17 protein-coding genes and 1 tRNA gene are annotated in these 17749 nt (G+C 57.2%); 10 read left to right on the top strand and 8 right to left on the bottom strand.

Annotated elements, in window-relative coordinates; translation table 11 throughout:
• Positions 1 to 8 precede the first annotated feature (8 nt).
• Positions 9 to 1022 carry a hypothetical protein gene (locus QK300_RS10065; protein ID WP_281301576.1) on the top strand — a complete coding sequence of 338 codons (1014 nt, stop codon included), beginning with the start codon at positions 9 to 11 and terminating at the stop codon, positions 1020 to 1022.
• Here the strand turns inward: QK300_RS10065 and QK300_RS10060 are convergent.
• From QK300_RS10060 to QK300_RS10045, 4 genes are all read right to left on the bottom strand, one after another.
• Positions 940 to 2214: an aminotransferase class I/II-fold pyridoxal phosphate-dependent enzyme gene (locus QK300_RS10060; RefSeq protein ID WP_281301577.1), complete on the bottom strand. Its 1275-nt coding sequence runs from the start codon at positions 2212 to 2214 to the stop codon at positions 940 to 942. The genes QK300_RS10065 and QK300_RS10060 overlap by 83 nt on opposite strands.
• A 7-nt stretch (positions 2215 to 2221) precedes the next feature.
• A complete protein-coding gene (locus QK300_RS10055; protein ID WP_348651871.1) occupies positions 2222 to 2464 on the bottom strand; it encodes an acyl carrier protein in 243 nt (80 codons plus the stop codon).
• A gap of 128 nt (positions 2465 to 2592) precedes the next feature.
• Complete coding sequence (locus tag QK300_RS10050; protein WP_281301579.1) at positions 2593 to 3612, bottom strand: SDR family NAD(P)-dependent oxidoreductase; 1020 nt, start codon at positions 3610 to 3612, stop codon at positions 2593 to 2595.
• Between the two features lie 13 nt (positions 3613 to 3625).
• A complete protein-coding gene (locus tag QK300_RS10045) occupies positions 3626 to 5476 on the bottom strand; it encodes an AMP-binding protein (RefSeq protein ID WP_281301580.1) in 1851 nt (616 codons plus the stop codon).
• A 222-nt stretch (positions 5477 to 5698) separates the two neighbouring features.
• Here QK300_RS10045 and QK300_RS10040 point away from each other — a divergent pair, with 222 nt between their 5' ends.
• Complete coding sequence (locus QK300_RS10040; RefSeq protein WP_281301581.1) at positions 5699 to 6913, top strand: aminotransferase class V-fold PLP-dependent enzyme; 1215 nt, start codon at positions 5699 to 5701, stop codon at positions 6911 to 6913.
• A gap of 12 nt (positions 6914 to 6925) precedes the next feature.
• Here the strand turns inward: QK300_RS10040 and QK300_RS10035 are convergent, their stop codons facing one another.
• Entirely contained in the window at positions 6926 to 7855 is a 930-nt protein-coding gene (locus tag QK300_RS10035; protein WP_281301582.1) for a DMT family transporter, read from the bottom strand.
• Positions 7856 to 7925: 70 nt separating this feature from the next.
• On the opposite strand from QK300_RS10035, the gene QK300_RS10030 reads away from it, so the two are divergent.
• The 3 genes from QK300_RS10030 (at position 7926) to QK300_RS10020 (ending at position 10909) form a co-directional block, all read left to right on the top strand.
• The gene (locus tag QK300_RS10030; RefSeq protein ID WP_281301583.1) at positions 7926 to 8627 is read left to right on the top strand and encodes a regulatory protein RecX; all 702 of its coding nucleotides are present in this window, start codon (positions 7926 to 7928) and stop codon (positions 8625 to 8627) included.
• A complete protein-coding gene (locus QK300_RS10025; RefSeq protein ID WP_281301584.1) occupies positions 8624 to 9649 on the top strand; it encodes an NAD(P)-dependent alcohol dehydrogenase in 1026 nt (341 codons plus the stop codon). Before QK300_RS10030 ends, QK300_RS10025 begins: the two co-directional genes overlap by 4 nt.
• Positions 9650 to 9778: 129 nt before the next feature.
• A complete protein-coding gene (locus QK300_RS10020; RefSeq protein WP_281301585.1) occupies positions 9779 to 10909 on the top strand; it encodes a fatty acid desaturase in 1131 nt (376 codons plus the stop codon).
• On the opposite strand, the gene QK300_RS10015 is transcribed toward QK300_RS10020, so the two are convergent.
• Genes QK300_RS10015 through QK300_RS10005 form a run of 3 tightly spaced genes read right to left on the bottom strand, consistent with a single transcriptional unit; the run spans position 10851 to position 13253 of the window.
• The gene (locus QK300_RS10015) at positions 10851 to 11519 is read right to left on the bottom strand and encodes a nucleotidyltransferase family protein (RefSeq protein WP_281301586.1); all 669 of its coding nucleotides are present in this window, start codon (positions 11517 to 11519) and stop codon (positions 10851 to 10853) included. The genes QK300_RS10020 and QK300_RS10015 overlap by 59 nt on opposite strands.
• Entirely contained in the window at positions 11519 to 12613 is a 1095-nt protein-coding gene (locus QK300_RS10010; RefSeq protein ID WP_281301587.1) for an XdhC/CoxI family protein, read from the bottom strand. The genes QK300_RS10015 and QK300_RS10010 overlap by 1 nt, the downstream gene beginning before the upstream one ends.
• 4 nt (positions 12614 to 12617) lie before the next feature.
• Entirely contained in the window at positions 12618 to 13253 is a 636-nt protein-coding gene (locus tag QK300_RS10005) for a carbon monoxide dehydrogenase subunit G (RefSeq protein ID WP_281301588.1), read from the bottom strand.
• Positions 13254 to 13482: 229 nt separating this feature from the next.
• Between QK300_RS10005 and QK300_RS10000 the strand changes: the two genes are divergently transcribed.
• From QK300_RS10000 to QK300_RS09980, 5 genes are all read left to right on the top strand, one after another.
• Positions 13483 to 14064 (top strand): cold-shock protein, encoded by a 582-nt coding sequence (locus QK300_RS10000; protein ID WP_281301589.1) that lies wholly within the window; start codon positions 13483 to 13485, stop codon positions 14062 to 14064.
• A 35-nt stretch (positions 14065 to 14099) separates the two neighbouring features.
• Positions 14100 to 14648 (top strand): DUF192 domain-containing protein, encoded by a 549-nt coding sequence (locus QK300_RS09995; protein WP_281301590.1) that lies wholly within the window; start codon positions 14100 to 14102, stop codon positions 14646 to 14648.
• A gap of 70 nt (positions 14649 to 14718) precedes the next feature.
• Positions 14719 to 14795: transfer RNA gene (locus QK300_RS09990), tRNA-Pro, on the top strand.
• A gap of 133 nt (positions 14796 to 14928) precedes the next feature.
• Positions 14929 to 15411 (top strand): (2Fe-2S)-binding protein, encoded by a 483-nt coding sequence (locus QK300_RS09985; RefSeq protein ID WP_281301591.1) that lies wholly within the window; start codon positions 14929 to 14931, stop codon positions 15409 to 15411.
• On the top strand, positions 15395 to 17722 hold the full coding sequence (locus QK300_RS09980) for a molybdopterin cofactor-binding domain-containing protein (RefSeq protein WP_281301592.1): 2328 nt from the start codon (positions 15395 to 15397) through the stop codon (positions 17720 to 17722). Before QK300_RS09985 ends, QK300_RS09980 begins: the two co-directional genes overlap by 17 nt.
• Positions 17723 to 17749: the final 27 nt, after the last annotated feature.

Here is a 17749-nt window from a genome sequence, read left to right as displayed (position 1 = left end):
AACCGGCCATGAACACATCACTGACAAGGACCGACCCCCATCCATCGGCGGGTTCCAATGCCGATCAGCGGCTGGAAAGCCTGATTGCCGCCGAATTGTGCCGCCCTCAGCCCGAAGCGGTGTTGGCCGCCGCCCGCCATGCTGCAGCCCGGCTTCAGGGGGCCGATGCTGAACGATCCTGCGTTTTGGGTGTTTTATTTTATGGATCATGTCTGCGCACCGGGCTTTTAGCTGACAAAATCCTCGATTTTTATGTGATCGTCAGCGATTATCCCTCAGCCTATGATAAACGCTGGCTGGCCGCAGCCAATCAATGGCTGCCCCCCAATGTTTTTTATGATGAATGCCAATATGATGGCCAGATCATCCGCAGCAAATACAATATCATCAGCCGCGATCATCTCCATCAACTGGTCCGCCCCGAATGCCGCACCGTTTCTTTATGGGCGCGCTTTGCCCAGCCTTTGGCGCTGCTCATCCCCCGCGATGATCGGGTGCTGCCCGATATGACCAAAGCGGTGGCGCAGGCCATTCGCACCACATTGGGGGCCACCCTGCCTCTGTGCAGCCATGGGGATGGGCCGGATCGGATCTGGCCCAAGGCTTTTGCCCACACCTATGGCGCCGAATTGCGATCCGAACCGCCCGGCAAGGGCGCAGAGCTTTATGCACTGGATGCCACGCGCTATCAGCGCTTTTTTGCACCGGCGCTGGATGGTTTGGGCATCGCTTATGGCCGCGATGAAAATGGCAAGCCGATCATGATCCAAAAATTTTCGGATACCGCCCGCACCCGGGCCAGGCGCACCTGGGCAAAACGGCGGCTGGCTGGCAAGATCATCACCTTTCTGCGCCTGATCAAGGCCAGCGCCACCTTTGATGGCGGCATCGATTATCTGGCCTGGAAGATCGAGCGCCATTCAGGCGTGAAGCTGGTCGTCAGCCCGTGGCAACGGCGGCATCCCGTGCTTGCGGGGCTTTTGCATTTTCTGAAGCTGAAGCGGCGCGGGGCTTTTCGTTGAGCGGCAATTGAAGCTTGTGCGCCGCCGCCTTGAAGGCCTCCAGAATGCGATCCACCTGATCAGCGCTATGCCCGGCACCTAAGCTGCACCGCAACAGATAAAGCCCCGTAGGCGTTGCGGGTGGGCGGGCAACATTCACATAAACCCCTTCCAGCAGCAAAGCCCGGCACATGCCAAAAAGCTGATCCTGCGTTTCCAGACACACCGCAACAATCGGGCTTTCAACGCTTTCGGTACCCAAATTAAAGCCCAGATTTTTCAGGCCACTGTGCAGGCGTTCCACATTGCCCCACAGATGCGCCCGCTTGTTATGGGCATTTTTCAACGAGCGAATGGAGCTGATCGCCGACGCCACCACCGATGGCGGCAGTGATGCGGTGAACATATAAGGGCGACAGGCAAAGCGCAGCACCTCGAATTTCGGATGGTTTGAAAGACAAAAGCCCCCCACGGTGCCAACGCTTTTGGAAAAGGTGCCAACGATGAAATCAACCTGATCCTCAACCCCCAGTTCCTGCGCCACGCCGCGCCCGGTTTCACCGCAAAACCCCATGGAATGGGCTTCATCCACCAAAACCTGCGCGCCAGCCGCCTTGGCCACCGCGATCAATTCACGCAAAGGCGCGCGATCCCCCAGCATCGAATAAATGCCTTCCAGCACCACGAGCTTGGCACTCTCGGCGGGCAGCCTTTTCAGGCGTTTTTCCAGATCCTCGACACTATTATGGCGGAAACGCAGCACATCCGCATTCCCCATGGCGCAGGCATCATAGATCGAGGCATGGCTATCGGCATCGATGATCACATAATCGCCCCGCCCGGCCAAGGTGGAGATCATCCCCAGATTGGCCTGATAGCCGGTGGTAAAGACCATGGCATGATCCATGCCATAAAAATCCATCAGCGCCTGTTCCAGCGCTTTATGGCCCTGATAGGTGCCATTCAGAATACGGCTGCCGGTGGTGCCGGTACCAAAGGCATCCAAGGCATCCTTCGCGGCTTCGATGGCATCGGGATCAAAGGTCATGCCCATATAATTATTGGTGCCGGCCAGAATGATCTTGCGACCACCGATCATCGCTTCGGTGGCCGAAAGCATTTCATCCATCACGATATTCAGGGGATCGGGCTGGCTATCGCCCATCCGGGCGCGCTCGGCGATCAGGGGATCAAATTTATCGAGCAAATCCATGAGATGATTACCTTTTGATGATCTTTTCGACAGCATCGCTCAATTGCTGAATGGTTTCCAGATCGGGCAACATATTCAAGGGCAAAACAATATCAAACTCATCCTCGATGGCCGCAACCAGATCCATCACCGTCAGTGAATCGAAATCCAGATCATTGGCAAAGCTTGTGGCCGGGAAAAGCGACACATCTTTCTGATTGAAAGGGGCAACGATCCTGCAAATACGCTCATAGATGTCTTTGTTGGTCAAATCTTTATTGCTCATCGCTGCATGGTCCTCATCAACTATCAAAATATCAACCGCGCCTAAAAGCCTTTTGGCAAAGCCTGCCACTGCCCTTCATGCCATATAAAGGCCCTCAGCTGAAAAAAACAGGGCTAATCGCCCCGCTTCAGCCAAGCCAGGGTCTCAGCCAGCCCGGCCTTAAAATCGCGCGGACGCGGCATAAGATCGGCCAAAGCCGGTGGCAAGGGCCGCGCCACCCAATCCCCATGGGCCAATTCGCGCATCTTGCCACGGCTGATGATCAGCGGCTGACCGCTCAGCTTTGAAAAAGCATCCCCAGCACCGCCGATCAGCGACAAAAGCCCCTTTGGCACCGGCACTGCCCGCACCCGCCGCCGCAAAAGCGCTGACAAAATAGCCGCCAGATCCCGATAATCATAGCCGCCCCGCCCATCAGCCCCGCAGGCTTGATCATCGATCTCCCATATGCTGCCCGACCAGAACGCGGCATCGCCCAGATTAGCGTTTTCTCCGGTTCCCTGTTTGGCAAGGGCGCATAAAAATGCGGCAAGATCAGGGGCATAAATCAGGGATACCCGATGATCAACCGAAATCGGGGCGGGCAAAAGCCCCCCTCTGGCGGTGCGGATAAGCTTCAAAATCTCGATATCCCCCGGCCCGTAAATGCCCGGCGGGCGCAGGATCAGGCGCGGCAGGTCTGCTGCCGGGCCTTCTTGCAAAAGCTGCTCTGCGGCCTGTTTGCTGGCCGCATAGGGGGAAAGATGGGGATGCCGGGCCGCCAGGCTTGACACATGAATGATCCGCGCCTGCGGTGCTTTTTTGACAATCGCCGCCAAAAGCTTTGCTGTTCCATCGCGATTGGTGGCCATGAAATCCGATGCCCGCCGGGCCTTTACCAGCCCCGCCAGATGCAGCACCAGATCGGCTCCATCCACCAAAGCTTCAAGGGCTGCGGGTTGCTCCAATGAGCCGATGATCCATCGCACATGTGCCGACTTTGCCTGCCCGGCAGGAGGCGCAGACCGTGCCAAAGCACGCACATCAAAACCGGCACCAAGCAAGGCAGTGATCAGATGACGGCCCAAAAACCCGGTTCCGCCGGTGACCGCAACCCTTTTGAAAGGCGCATCTGGGGCGGAAACAGAAGACACCGGACCCCCGGGATCAGTATGCAAGGGCAATAAGGCTGCCAGCCAGAAACTGCTGTCGCGCCTTCGACCGGCTCAGCTTGCCCGATGAGGTGCGCGGCAAGGAACGCGGCGGCACCAGTTCGATCCGGCACTGCACACCCGTAACGCTAAGAATCTGCTTTTTGATCTGCTCAACAAAAGCCTGACGTTCATGGCTTTCGCGCAAGCGGCATTGCACCAGCACCGTGGCGATTTCCAGATGATCCGGGCCGGGCAAAGACAAAGCGGCCACATCACCACTGCGCACCCCGGACAATTGCTCCACCGCCCATTCAATATCCTGCGGCCAATGATTGCGACCATTGATGATGATCATATCCTTGGCGCGGCCAATCACATAAAGCGCACCCTCGCCCATATAGCCCATATCGCCGGTATCAAGCCAGCCGCTTTCCGATAAAACCGCCGCTGTGGTATCGGGATCGCCGAAATATTCGGTCATCACACTGGCACCGCGCACATAGATGCGGCCAATTTCGCGTTCACCCAGAACGGCGCCATCCTCATCGCGGATTTCAATGTCATAATCCGGCAAAGGAATGCCGCAATTAACGATCTCGCGATAGCGTGTGCCCTGGACCTCATGATGTTTGAGCGCCGCCCCCGCAGCCCCCTTCAAGGCATCAGAGGTTGCATCAAAATGCCGGGCAACCTTGATACTGCCGTCATATTCCCCCGATAACACCCGCTCATCGACCAGATCCACCTCCATCCCCCGGCCGATTGGCGCGAAGCTCACCGCAAGGGTACATTCCGCAAGGCCATAGCTGGGTACGAATGTGGTGGGCTTAAATCCCGCCGGACCATAGATATCGGCAAAACGGCGGATCACTTCGGGGCGGATCATATCGCCCCCGATCCCCGCGACCCGCCAGGCCGAGAGATCAAGCTCTTTTAACTGATCATTACCTACCCGCCGGGCGCAGATATCATAGCCAAAGCTGGGGCTATAGGTGATGGTACCGCGATTGCGCGACATCAGGCCAAGCCATTGCATCGGCCGTCTGGCAAAATCTTCGGTGGCCAGAAAATCAACCGAAACCTGATTGGCAATCGGCGTGAGCAAGGTGCCCACAAGGCCCATATCATGATAAAAAGGCAGCCAGGAAATGCAGCGATCATCATCAATAAGCCGCACACCATCCCGGCCCTGGCCCGCACAATTGGCCATCAGCGCCTTATGGGTGATGGCAATGCCATGGGGAAAACGCGTGGAGCCGGAAGAATATTGCAAATAGGCAAGGCTACCCGCCATGGGCCGGATCGGCTGGCCATCGCTATCGGCAAAAGGCCCATCCAGATCAACCGGCAAAGCATCGAAATCTTCATAAGAGCCGCAGAATTTAAGGCCCAATCCCGCAGACGCCGCTTTGCCGAAATCATCCATGGCATCGGGGCCGATGATGGCACTGGCCCGGCAGCTTTCCATTTGGGTGTGCAATTGGCTGATATAGCCATCCCGCCCCCCAAATGACGTGGGCAAAGGCAAGGGCACCGGCAGCACCGTGGCATATTGGCAACCAAGGAAAAAGGCCACGAAATCAACATGGGTAACGGCGATCAAAGCCACCCGGTCGCCCGGCGCAAAACCCATGGCGATCAGCTTGCGGCCAATTTTTTCCGCCCGTGCCCGCAGATCGGCATAGCGCGCCGAGACCAGAAGATCCCCGCGCGCCGAATAAAAATTCACCCCGCGTGCGCCCAAGGCCGCATATTCCAAAGCATCGATCAGGGTTGGAAAATCACCAAAGCGACGCGGAAGATTATCCTGCGTCGGGGTTGGCAATAGCTCTGTCGCGCCATGGGTTTCTTTTAAAGCCGTCAAATTCAATGAAAAGCCTCAGATTTGGATCATGATAAGGATAGAGGAGCCGGATCGATACAACTGTCAAAAATCGGAAAGAAAGCAAGCCGATCCTGCCCGATAGCAAGCATGGCTTCCAATCACTCTCAAGCTCAAATACAAGAGAGTGCAGATGATCCGCAAGCTTTTTGTCTGCCTACATCTTATTGATGAGGCCGCTTAAATGGGAAATATGACCAAAGCATGACCAATCCACCGAATGACCAACGGAACAACGACCCATCCAATAATCTGGATATGGACAGGATCCACGCCGATATTGTGGGCATGGAAAACCGGCTGCATTTCGATCATGCGGGATCATCGCTGATGCCGCGCCCGGTGGTGCAATGCATGGTCGATCATCTGGAATTGGAATCAAGGCTTGGCGGCTATGTGGCACAGGAACGCAAAAGCGCCGAACTGGCCGAAAGCTATAGCCTGATTGCCCAGCTGATCCATGCCCAGCCATCCGAGATTGCCATCCTGCCCAGCGCCACCGATGCCTGGGGGCGGGCTTTCTACAGCCTGAAACTCGGCCCCGGCGACAAGGTCGTCACCGCCTTCAACGAATATTGCTCGAATTTCGTCAGCCTGCTTGATCGGCAGCAAAAATCGGGGATCGAGATCATCGTGATCGGCCCCGATGAGAAAGGCGAATTGGATCTGGCAGCAATGGAAGCGGCCCTTGATGATCGCGTGAAAGTGATCGCTATCAGCCATGTTCCCTCATCATCGGGGCAGATCAATCCTGTGCATGAAGTGGGCAAATTAGCCCGCCGCCATCATATCCCCTTTTTGCTTGATGCCTGCCAATCGGTGGGGCAATTGCCCATCGATGTCGAGGCCATCGGCTGTGATATGCTCACCGCCACCGGCCGCAAATTTCTGCGCGGCCCACGGGGAAGCGGATTTTTATATATCCGCAAAAGCCTGCAATCCCGGCTCGAACCGGTGATGCTGACCAATCAGGCAGCGCTTTGGGTTTCCGCCCACAGCTACCAGCTTCGCACCGATGCGCAGGTGATGGAGGCATGGGAGCGCAATGTGGCGGCCCAGCTTGGGTTGGCCGAGGCGGTTCGCTATTTGCTGAACATTGGCGTGAAGGCCGCATCGGATCGCAGCCAGATGCTGGCCCGCAAACTGCGGCAAAAGCTGCACGATCTGCCGGGCTTTCGCCTGACCGATCCGGGCCACAAGCATTCGGCGATCATCACCTGCCAGCATGATCGGCTCTCCCCCCAAGAGATCAAAGTGGCCCTTGAGCAGCGCAATATCGCCGTGCAGGTGGCATCGGTGATGCACACGCGTCTTGATCTGGAAGCCCGGGGGATTGAAAGCGCCCTACGCCTATCGCCCCATTATATCAATCATGATGAAGATATCGGCCTTTTGTGCGAGGCTTTAGCCGCTTTATAATGCCGGCCCCGCTTATAAGCTTTTGCGCAGGCGGCGTAATTGGCGGCGCTGCACATATTGGGTGAGCAAAATACCCGACAGGATGAGCAAAAGGCCAAAGCCCCGCAGCAGGCCAAAATCTTCCCCCAAAATAAACACGCCAAGCAGGCTGCCCACCACCGGCACCAGATAATTATTGAGTGCTACAAAGGTGGCCCCGATCCGCCCCAGCAAAATCACCAGCACCAGAACCGCCAGCGCCGAAGGCATCAGCCCCAGCCAGATCACTGCCAAAAGACTGCGGATATCAACATGCGATAGCTGCAAGGGATTATCGAAAACAAGGGCAAAGGGGATGATCATCACGGCGCTCACGATCATCACCCCGGCTGCGCTGGAAAAGCTCGACATCCGGCTGGCCTTGCGCAAAAGCAGGCTGGAAAAACCATAGCCAAGGGCGGCCGTCAGCACTGCGACCCGGCCCAGAACAGGCCAAAGCCCGCCATCAAGATCAAGGGCTTCACTGCCCCCCACCAGAATGATCACGCCCATAAAACCCAGCAAAAGACCGAAAATCTTACCGCCGGTGATTTTTTCATCCCGTGTCATGAAATGCGCAAAAAACAGGGTGGACAGAGGCGAAAAGGCCATCAAAATAGCGGCATCCGAGCTGTTGATATGGGTTTGCCCCCAGGCAATCAGGCTGAACGGGATGCTGGTGCCCACAGCGCCCGCCAAAATCAGCAGGCCCCAATCCTTGCGATTATCCGGCAGGCGATGACCCTTTATGCGGGCGATCAGAACAAGCAAAAAGGCGGCAATGCTGATGCGGATGGCGGCAATAGCCAGCGGACCAAAGCTGATCAGGGCAAATTCCACAAAAAAGAAAGACGACCCCCAGGACAGTGCAAGGAGCGCAAGCCCCATGAAATCAGCCGGTTTTGGGGCATTGATCGGTTTCACGATAATCCATTTCTAGCTGATCTTGTCTTCAGGCCGGATTGTGCGCCATGCTGGGGCCATGAAAAAGCGAATGAGCATAGGGCCCGCCTCAGGCCGAACCGATCCCCGCGCCCAGCGCCCCTTAAAGCCCCAGCGCCCCTTAAAGCCAATGACGGCGGAAAGGCTGGAAAAGGCGGCCTATCATTATCTGGAACGCTTTGCCAGTTCCAGCGGCAATTTGAAGCGGGTGCTGGAAGGCAAGATCAGACGCCGCAATGATGATTTTGCCCCCTTGAGCACAGAACAAGCGGGGTGGATCGATGATCTGGTGGAAAAATGCATTCGCCTTGAATTGATTGATGATGAAGCCTATGCCCGCGCCCGGGTGAATGGTTTGCGGCGGCAGGGGAAATCGTCCCGCGCCATTCGCCAATGGCTCAAATCCCGCTTCATCCCTGATGATCTGATCGAACAGGCAATGCAGGAAGCCGATGCGGCGGGTTCCTTCTTGATGGCAGACACAGATGACGATCTGCATCCTGATGCCGAGGCCGCCCTCACCCATGCCCGCAAAAAACGCCTTGGCCCCTGGGGGCGATCAGGCAAAGAAAAGCCCGATAGAGAGCCAGAGGACAGGAAAGCGGCGCTAAACCGCCGAAACAGGGAAGTTGCCTCTTTTGCCCGGGCCGGGTTCTCTTTTGATCTGGCGCAGAAAATCATCGATAGCCCCGATCAGGAAACGGCCCGATCGCGTTTATTGGGTGAACCATCTTTTCATGAGGATTTAGAATGACCCAAACCCAATGGCAGCTTGATGGCGGTCTTGGCCTTGATCATCTGGCGCAAAAGCCCTGCCACCCCATCGATCCCGGCCCAGATGAGGTGCGGGTGCGCATGACCGCTCTCAGCCTGAATTTTCGCGATACGCTGATCGTGCATGGCATGTATGGCGGCAAACAGCCTTTGCCCCTCATCCCCCTGTCCGATGGGGCGGGCGTGGTCGAAGCGGTGGGGGAAAATGTGCGCGATCTGAAGATAGGGGATCGGGTGAGCAGCGTTTTTCATCAGGGCTGGCAGGCGGGACCGCCTGATCGGGAGCGCCTGAGCCATGCTTTGGGGGCGGGGGAAACCCCCGGCCTTGCATCCTATTGGCGGGTGTTCCCGGCTTTGGGCCTTGTGAAAACGCCTGATTATCTAAGCGATCTGGAAGCCGCCACCCTGCCCTGTGCGGCCCTCACGGCCTGGGCGGCGCTGGTCGAGGATTGCCCGGCAAAACCGGGGGAAAGCGTGCTGATTGAAGGCACCGGCGGGGTTTCGATCTTTGCCCTGCAAATCGCCCATGCCATGGGGCTGCGCACCCTTATCACCTCATCATCCGATGAAAAGCTCGAGCGCGCCAGGGCTTTAGGGGCCGATGAAACGATCAATTACAAAACCAACCCGCAATGGAGCAAAAACGTCCGCGACCTGACCGATGGCCGGGGCGTTGATCATGTGATCGAAGTGGGCGGCGCGGGAACGCTGGAACAGGCCCTGCGATCCATTCGGATCGGCGGGCGCATCGCTTCGATCGGGGTTTTGAGCGGGATCAAAACCGATTTGACCCTGCCCCTTTTATTCATGCAACATGCGCAGCTTCAGGGCATCAGCGTGGGCAGCCGCGATATGCAGATCAATATGAACCGTTTTTTCAGCCATCATCAGATCAGGCCGGTTCTGGATGATCGCATATTCAGCTATCCTGAATTGCCCCAAAGCTATCAGCATATGATCAGCCGCAAACATTTTGGCAAAATCGCCATCAGCATCGATTGATCCCTCGTTCTGTGTTCATTTCGCGCCGATTGCTCCACGGCCTTGAAAAGGACGCAAGGGGCCCTTAATGATTGCAATATCGCCGGGATGGCCATAAAGCCGGGGCGATGATGGATCTGGAAGAATGATATGGCACGGCAAGATACCGAACTGAAAGCCCCGGAGCAGGACTTTCCGCTGAAAGAAGCGCGCGAGATCGTCAAGGGTCTGGCGCGGCCAAAGCCCCTCATTTACTGGGCGGATTTCCTGTTCAGCGCTGGCCTTGGCTGGGCGGCCTTCATCTATGCCGTGATCGCCCCCAGCTTCAGCGCCGGGCAGTTTACTGCCATTTTCATCGCCACCTTTGCCCTCTATCGGGCGGTGATCTTCATTCATGAACTGGCGCATTTAAAGCGCGGTACCTTTAAATTTTTTCGTCTGGCATGGAATATTCTGTGCGGCTTTCCCATGCTGGTGCCGGCCTATACCTATTCCGGCGTACATACCGATCATCATCTGCGCAAGATTTACGGCACCCATGAAGATGGTGAATATGTCCCCTTTGCCACCGGCTCGGGGCTGAAGCTGATCGGCTATGTTTTGCTGTCGTTCTTTTTGCCGCTTTTATTTGTTGGGCGCTTTCTCATTCTCACCCCGATCAGCTATCTGCTGCCACCTTTGCGGCGCTGGCTGTGGGCCCGTGCCTCATCGCTGACCATCGATATGAGCTATGAACGCCCGCCGCCTGCCAAGCGCGATGATAAAAGCTGGGCCTGGCAGGAAGCCGCCACCATGCTCACCGCCATCGGCTTTACCATCCTGTTCATCAACGGGATATTGCCGCTGGCCGCCCTTGCCATCTGGTATGTGGTGACGGTTCTGGTGTTTTTGTTCAATTCCCTGCGCACCCTGTGTGCCCATGCCTATCGCAATCCCGGCGATCAGCCCATGAGCACGGCCGAAGAATTTCTCGACAGCGTGAATGTGCCGGGCAATCCTTTATGGACCCCTTTATGGGCGCCGGTGGGCCTGCGCTATCATGCCACCCATCATCTGTTTCCATCCCTGCCCTATCATGCTCTGGGTGCGGCCCATCGCAAGCTGGTGGCTGAATTGCCCGATAATCGGCTTTATCTGAAGGCCAGCCGCAACAGCATGTTCGATGCCCTGAAACGGATCTGGGCCGAAGCCGAAGCGGCCAAAAAAAACCGCCGCACACCCATCAGCCCGGGGCCTTCCTCTCTCTCTCCATCTGATCCATCGTCATCCACGCCCGTCTGAGGGCTTCGGGATCATCCACATCCCAATGAATGGCGGGATCATCCACCGCCACCTGCAATAGCGCATCGGGCTTGGAGCGAAGCAACGCCCCTGCCCCCTGATCCCCTTCAAGGCGGCGGAGATCATCAAACATCGCCGCCCCGCACAGCACCGGATTGCCCGCGCGCCCGGCGGCCATCGGCCTTGCGGCGATGATCCCGGCAGCCTTCAACCCGGCCTTTGCCCTACAAAATTCATTATAAATCGCCCGGATGGTGGCGGCCCGCACAAGCGGCATATCCCCCAGATGGATCATCAGGCCCAAGCTATCTGCTGGCACAAGGGCCATGGCCGCATGGATCGAGGTGGAAAGCCCCTGCCCATGATCGGGATTATCCACAATCTGCACGGGATAGGCCGCAAGGGCTGCCCGCACGCTTTCAGCTTCATGCCCCACAATCACCCACACCGGGCCAATATCGGCCTCAAGGGCAGCCGCAACGCTATGTGCCAGCACCGGATGCCCGTGCAAATCCTCTAAAAGTTTGTTCGGCCCGCCCATACGCCGGGAGAGGCCAGCCGCAAGAAGAGCGCAGGGAACAGAATGAGACTCTGAGGACAAACCGGCCATCAGGCCTCCTTTTGCCCCGCCGCAGGGGGAATCGGGTTCTCCGGGCCTGATCGCAGATATTGGGTCATCTGAGCCATGATGGAAATGGCGATTTCTGCCGGTGTTCGCGCCCCGATTGCAAGCCCAACGGGCCCGCATATTCTTAAAAGTGTGTCATTCTTGCCAAAATCAGCAGAAAGTCGTTCCAATCGTGCTTTATGGGTCTTTCGGCTGCCTAGGGAACCGATGTAAAAGGCTTTTGAGTCGAGCGCCACCCTGAGCGCCGCATCGTCCAGTTTCGGATCGTGGGTCAGCGTAACCACAGCGGATCGTTCATCGGGGCGCTCGGCCAACAAAGCCTCATCAGGCCAGGCTTCCAAAAGCCTGACATTGCTAAAGCGGGCGCTGGTGGCAAAAGCCCCGCGCGGATCGATCACCGTCACATCATAGCCTGCCGCTTTTGCCATGGGGGCCAAAGCCTGGGCGATATGCACGGCACCAATCAGATAAAGCCGCAGGGCGGGTTGCTCGATCTGGAAAAACAGGCGCTGGCCGTCCTCTTCGATTAACTGCGACCGCCCCGAATGCAGGGCCTGATCCAGCGTCGTGCCGGAAAAAAGCGTGGCAAGGTCGGATGGCGGCCCATCTGCCAGATCAAACAGCCATGATTTTTGCTGCCTGAGATCAATCAGCCGAACAAGACTGCGCCGGGCTTTTTTTGCCGCCAGCAGGGCCTTGGCCGCTTTAAAGCCATCGCTTTTCAGGGATAAAGGCTCGATAAAAATGGCGATCCGCCCGCCGCAGGCCAGCCCCACCTCAAAAGCGGTGGCATCGGCCACCCCGAATTCAACGATTTTCGGCACGCCGCTTTTCATCACATCAAGGGCATCAAGGATCACCGCCCCTTCCACACAGCCCCCCGATACCGAGCCTTCAAACGCTTCGTCATCGCGAATGACAAGCTGGCTGCCCACCGGGCGCGGGGCCGATCCCCATGTGGAAATCACCGTCGCCAGTGCCACGCCATGGTCCTGTTCCGCCCAAGCCACCCCATGAACCAGCGGATCATCCGCCCCCCTACCGTGATCCGGCCCGAAATCATGCTGCGCTGTCATGATCTCAAGCCCCATAGGCATAAAGCACGGCCAGGATCATGAGCAGCAAAACCGAAACCCATATCCATGAGGGCAGCCCTTTCCGAAGCTTTGGTTGAAGCTTTGACCCCAATTCTGGCGATGGGGGCTGGTCTCCGATCATCTCGGCCTGCGCCGTACCTTCATCATCAGGCACCGCGGCCTCACGGGCTTGGGCGGCGCGCGCCTCGGTCAGGGCGGAAAAACTGCTGAAAAATCCTTCGGCATATTTTTTGGCGGTGCTATCGATCAACCGCGCCCCCATCTGTGCCAGCTTACCGCCAATGCTGGCCTCTGCCGACCAATCAAGGCGGGTTTGATCATCCGATAGCCCATGCAAAGCCACATCGGCGCGGCCCCGGGCAAAGCCCGCCGCCCCCTTGCCCTGCCCGATCAGAGTATAAGACAGCGGCGGATTGACATTCTCAAGGCGCACCTCGCCTTTGAATTTTGCCGTGACCGGCCCCACTTTCGCGGTGATCGCTGCCGCCAGTTCATCATCGCTGATGCGTTCCAAAGCTTCGCACCCCGGAATGCATTCGATCAGCAGGGTTTCATCATTCAAGGCATCCCACACAATCGCGCGCGGGGCTTTTATAACCGTTTCACCACTTAATTTCATCGCTCGCTCCCAAAAAAGCTGAGCCCATCAAGGCAGATCCCGAGCAAGGCTTGAAGGCCCATCAAGCCCGGCTGATGAGCCCCATCATCCGGCTCAATACAATCACGCGCTATGATTTAAGCGCTTTCTCGCTGATTACAAAGCCTTGGCTTTGTCTTGAGGATTGCAGCATTCTTTTTTCTGGTGATAATATTTAATAAACAGATAGACGTGATGAGGGAAGCAGAGGATGGCACCTCTTGGGCACAAGCCTTTAAAGGATATCGAGGCATCGGCCGTTACGGTGAGCGGCGTTGTCAAATGGTTCGATGCGATGAAAGGCTTTGGCTTCATCGAAACCGATGACGATAAAGGGGACATCCTGCTGCATTTTTCGGTCTTGCGCGATGTGGGGCGGCGGTCGGTTCCCGAAGGCACCAGCGTTGTCTGCAAGGCGGCAAAACAGGCGCGAGGATGGCAGGCCGTGCGAGTGATCACCCTTGATCTGTCCACCGCACGATCCCCCGATGATGAACAGATCAACCATCGGGATGGTTTTATCCGGCACTCCCCACCTCGGCAGATGGATGATCATCCGCCGCCACCAAAATCTGCCGATGATCCGATTGATTGCACGGTCAAATGGTTCAATCGCATAAAGGGCTATGGCTTTGTTTCGCAAGGTGATGGCTATCAGGATATTTTCGTGCATATGGAAACCGTGCGGCAGGCCGGATTTCTGGAACTTTTTCCCGGCCAAAAGGTGAAAGCCATTCTGGGCCACAGCGAGCGCGGCCCGCTTGTGACCCATATCCTGCCCCCTGCCGATTGAAATCAGCGCCGCAAAGCGCCCATATGGATCTGAACATGTCCTTTTTTGCCCGTCTTCGCCGACCTTCTCATGCCTTGCCCAATGCCTTGCAGGCGCGCGTTTTTCTGCTTGGTCTTTTGCTGCTTTTGGCGCCTTTGTCATATGCCAGCGCCCAGGAGCCGCAATCCCTGCCCCTTTCGGATCTTTTGATCGAAACCGATCAGGGGCCAGTGCATTTTTCCGTGCAACTGGCCAATGACGAGGAGAAACGCACCATCGGGCTGATGTATCGCCGGGACATGCCCGAAAATGAAGGCATGCTTTTTGATATGGGCATGCCGGTGCGCGCCAGCTTCTGGATGAAAAATACCTTTCTGCCCCTTGATCTGATTTTTATCCGCTCTGATGGGCGGATTGCCAATATCGAGCCGGGCATCCCGCATCAAATCAGCCCGCCGGTGCAGTCTCGCGGCCGGGTTTTAGGCGTTTTGGAGCTTAATCAGGGAACGGCCCAAAAGCTTGGGATCAAGCCCGGCGATCTGGTTCGTCATGCTATTTTTGGCAATCTGGAGACTGAAACCAAGCCCGACCAACCGCAGCCTTGAGATTTTCCAGAGCGATCAGCGCAGATCGCCCCTTGCGCTGGGCTTTGATGCGCCTTATGAACGGCGCTGTCGGGGAGTAGCGCAGCCTGGTAGCGCATCTGCTTTGGGAGCAGAGGGTCGCAGGTTCGAATCCTGTCTCCCCGACCATTCCCCCTCACGACCATTTCCCCATTTAAAAGCCCGTTATCCTGCTCTTGAACATTTCGGGGGCTGTGCTAAGATGCCAAGGCACAAACGTTTGCGTTACTTTTTAGAAGAGGCGCATTAGAAGGGGCTTTCTATGGCAAGGCTGACGATCAATGGCAAAAAGCCGGATATCGCCTGCGATGACGAAACGCCGCTGCTTTATGTATTGCGCGATCATCTGGGTTTATCGGGTCCGAAATTCGGTTGCGGGCTTGGTCAATGCGGTGCCTGCACAGTGCTGGTGGATGGTCGGGCCACCCGATCCTGTATCACACCCCTCTCTGCTGTTCAAAACAGCACGGTCATCACCCTTGAAGGCTTGGGGAGCAAGGATGCGCCCCACCCCCTGCAATCGGCTTTCATCACCTATCAGGCGGCCCAATGCGGCACTTGCACCAATGGCATGATCATGACCGCCGCCGCTTTATCAGGGCAGAACCCTGCCCCCACACGAGAGGAAATCCGCACCGCCCTGGCGGGCAATCTGTGCCGCTGCGGCACTCAACAGCGCATTTTAGCGGCTGTTTTGTCGGCCTTCACCCCAAAAGGGGAACTAGACCATGATGACCCCAGATAAAGCCATCAGCCGCCGGGCGCTTTTAAGCCGGGGGGCCAGCGCCGGTGCGGGCATTGTGATGGCCTTTTCCCTCCCGCTCTCTGCTTGTGGGGAGGCCGGGCAGCCTTCCGATCCCGCGTCTTCCCCACCCGGTTCATTGATCGGCTCTTTGGCGGATAATCCCGCCCTCAGCAGCTGGATCAAAATCCATGGCGATGATCGGGTCTCGTTGTTCACCGGTAAAGCGGAATTGGGCCAGGGCATCCTCACAGCCCTTGTGCAGATCGCTGCCGATGCCCTTGAGATTACCCCCGATCATGTGGATATAATTTCTGCCGATACCGCCAATACTCCCAATGAGGGCTTCACATCCGGCTCTTTGTCGATTGAAAAAAGTGGCATGGCCATCCGGCAGGTGGCCACTGAATTGCGTGCCTTGCTGCTCGAACTGGCCTCCGCGCATCTCAAAACCCCAATCGAGACTTTGCGCGTAAAAGATGGCCTGATCACCGGGGCTGGCGGTTCCATCAGCTATTGGACATTGGCACAACAATCCCCCTTCATCACCAGAGCCGAAGGCAGGGCCAAAGGGCATCCCACCCCCCTGAACCCTGCGCGCCGGGCAATCTGCGGCACCTCGATGCCACGGATTGATCTGGAGGATAAAGTCTTTGGGCATCCAAGTTTCATTCAGGATATCCGCCTTGACGGAATGCTGCACGCCCGCATCATCAGCCCGCCATCCCTTAATGCCCGGCTGATCGAGCATGACCCCGCCGTTCTGGATGGATGGAAGGGGATCGAAGCGATCATCCATGATGGCAGCTTTCTGGCGCTGGTGGCCAGGCAGGAATATCAAGCGGTGAAGGCCGCTGCGGCTTTAAAGGAAAGCTGCCGATGGACCCGTCCCGATCCCTTGCCAGCGATAGAGGATCTTGATCAGTTCATCCTCGACCATCCCCTGGCTCAGGCCCATGATATCACCCCGCAACGCTTGGCCAGAAACCTGATGGCGACCGATGGGCTGAAGTCAGCGGCCCAGCATCAGGCCCGCTATAGTCGCCCTTTCCAGGCCCATGCCTCCCTCGCCCCATCCTGCGCACTGGCCCGCATGAACAAGGGTGTTCTCACCATCTGGAGCCATACCCAAGGTGTTTTCCCGCTGCGGGCCGGTTTGGCAGAAGTCCTTGCCATGCCCCAGGAATCGATCCATGTGATCCATGCCGAAGGGGCTGGCTGCTATGGTCAGAATGCCGCCGATGATGCGGCACTCGATGCCGCCCTCATCTGTCGGGCTATCGGGGGAAAGCCGGTCCGCCTGCAGTATATGCGCGATGATGAATTCCTGCGCGAACCTTATGGGGCAGCCATGGTCATGACCTTATCCGCCCGGATCGATGACCAAACCCAAAATGGGGGCCAGATCACAGGAAAAATCGGCGATTGGCGCTTTGATGTTCATGGGTTCCCCCACAGCACCCGCACCGGACCCGGGCGCGGGGGCAATCTGCTCAGTGCCCAGATGATCGGCAATCCCATTCCAGCGCCACCCCCCTATAATACGCCACAGCCGAGAGGCGGGCTTGGGCGCAATGCTGTGCCGCTTTATGATTTTGCCGGGGCAAGGATTACCGAGCATTTCATTCCGCAATCCCCTTTGCGGGTGGGGGCGCTGCGCGGGCTGGGGGCTTATGCCAATGTCTTTGCCATCGAATCCTTCATTGATGAGCTGGCCCATCTTGCCAATCTCGATCCCCTTGCCCTGCGTCTTCAGCATTTGCAGGATGCGCGCGCCCGCACGGTGATCACGCGTTGTGCAGAGCTTGCCGGCTGGTCTGCTAAACGGCCCGGGAAGGGCTATGGCATGGGCTTTGCCCGCTACAAGAATTTCGGGGGCTATCTTGCCTGTAGTGCGATCATCGATGTCGATCCCGAAAGCGGGGCCATCGCTGTCGAGCATATCTATGCCGCCGTTGATTGCGGCGAGGTGATCAATCCCGATGGCCTGCGCAATCAGATAGAAGGCGGTTTGATGCAATCCATGAGTTGGACCCTTTCCGAAGCCATTGATTTCAAGAATGATCAGGTAATGAGCCGCGATTGGGCAAGCTATCCGATCCTTGGCTTCGAGACGATCCCCACCATCGAAATCGCCCTCATCGATCGCCCCGATAGCCCGCCATTGGGGGCTGGTGAAGTGGCGCAAGGCCCAATGGCCGCTGCCCTTGCCAATGCGATCATGGATAAAAGCGGGGTACGTTTGCGCGCTTTGCCCCTGACCGCCGAAAAGCTCAAAAACGCCATGGCCAGAAGGCCGAACGTCAATCGATGAAGATAAACCCGTGCCGCCTGACCCCAT

Origin of the sequence: Iodidimonas sp. MBR-22 (assembly GCF_029946565.1) — a bacterium.
Taxonomy (GTDB): Bacteria; Pseudomonadota; Alphaproteobacteria; order Sphingomonadales; family Rhodothalassiaceae; genus Iodidimonas; species Iodidimonas nitroreducens.
This window is presented reverse-complemented; position numbering and strand designations above follow the sequence as displayed.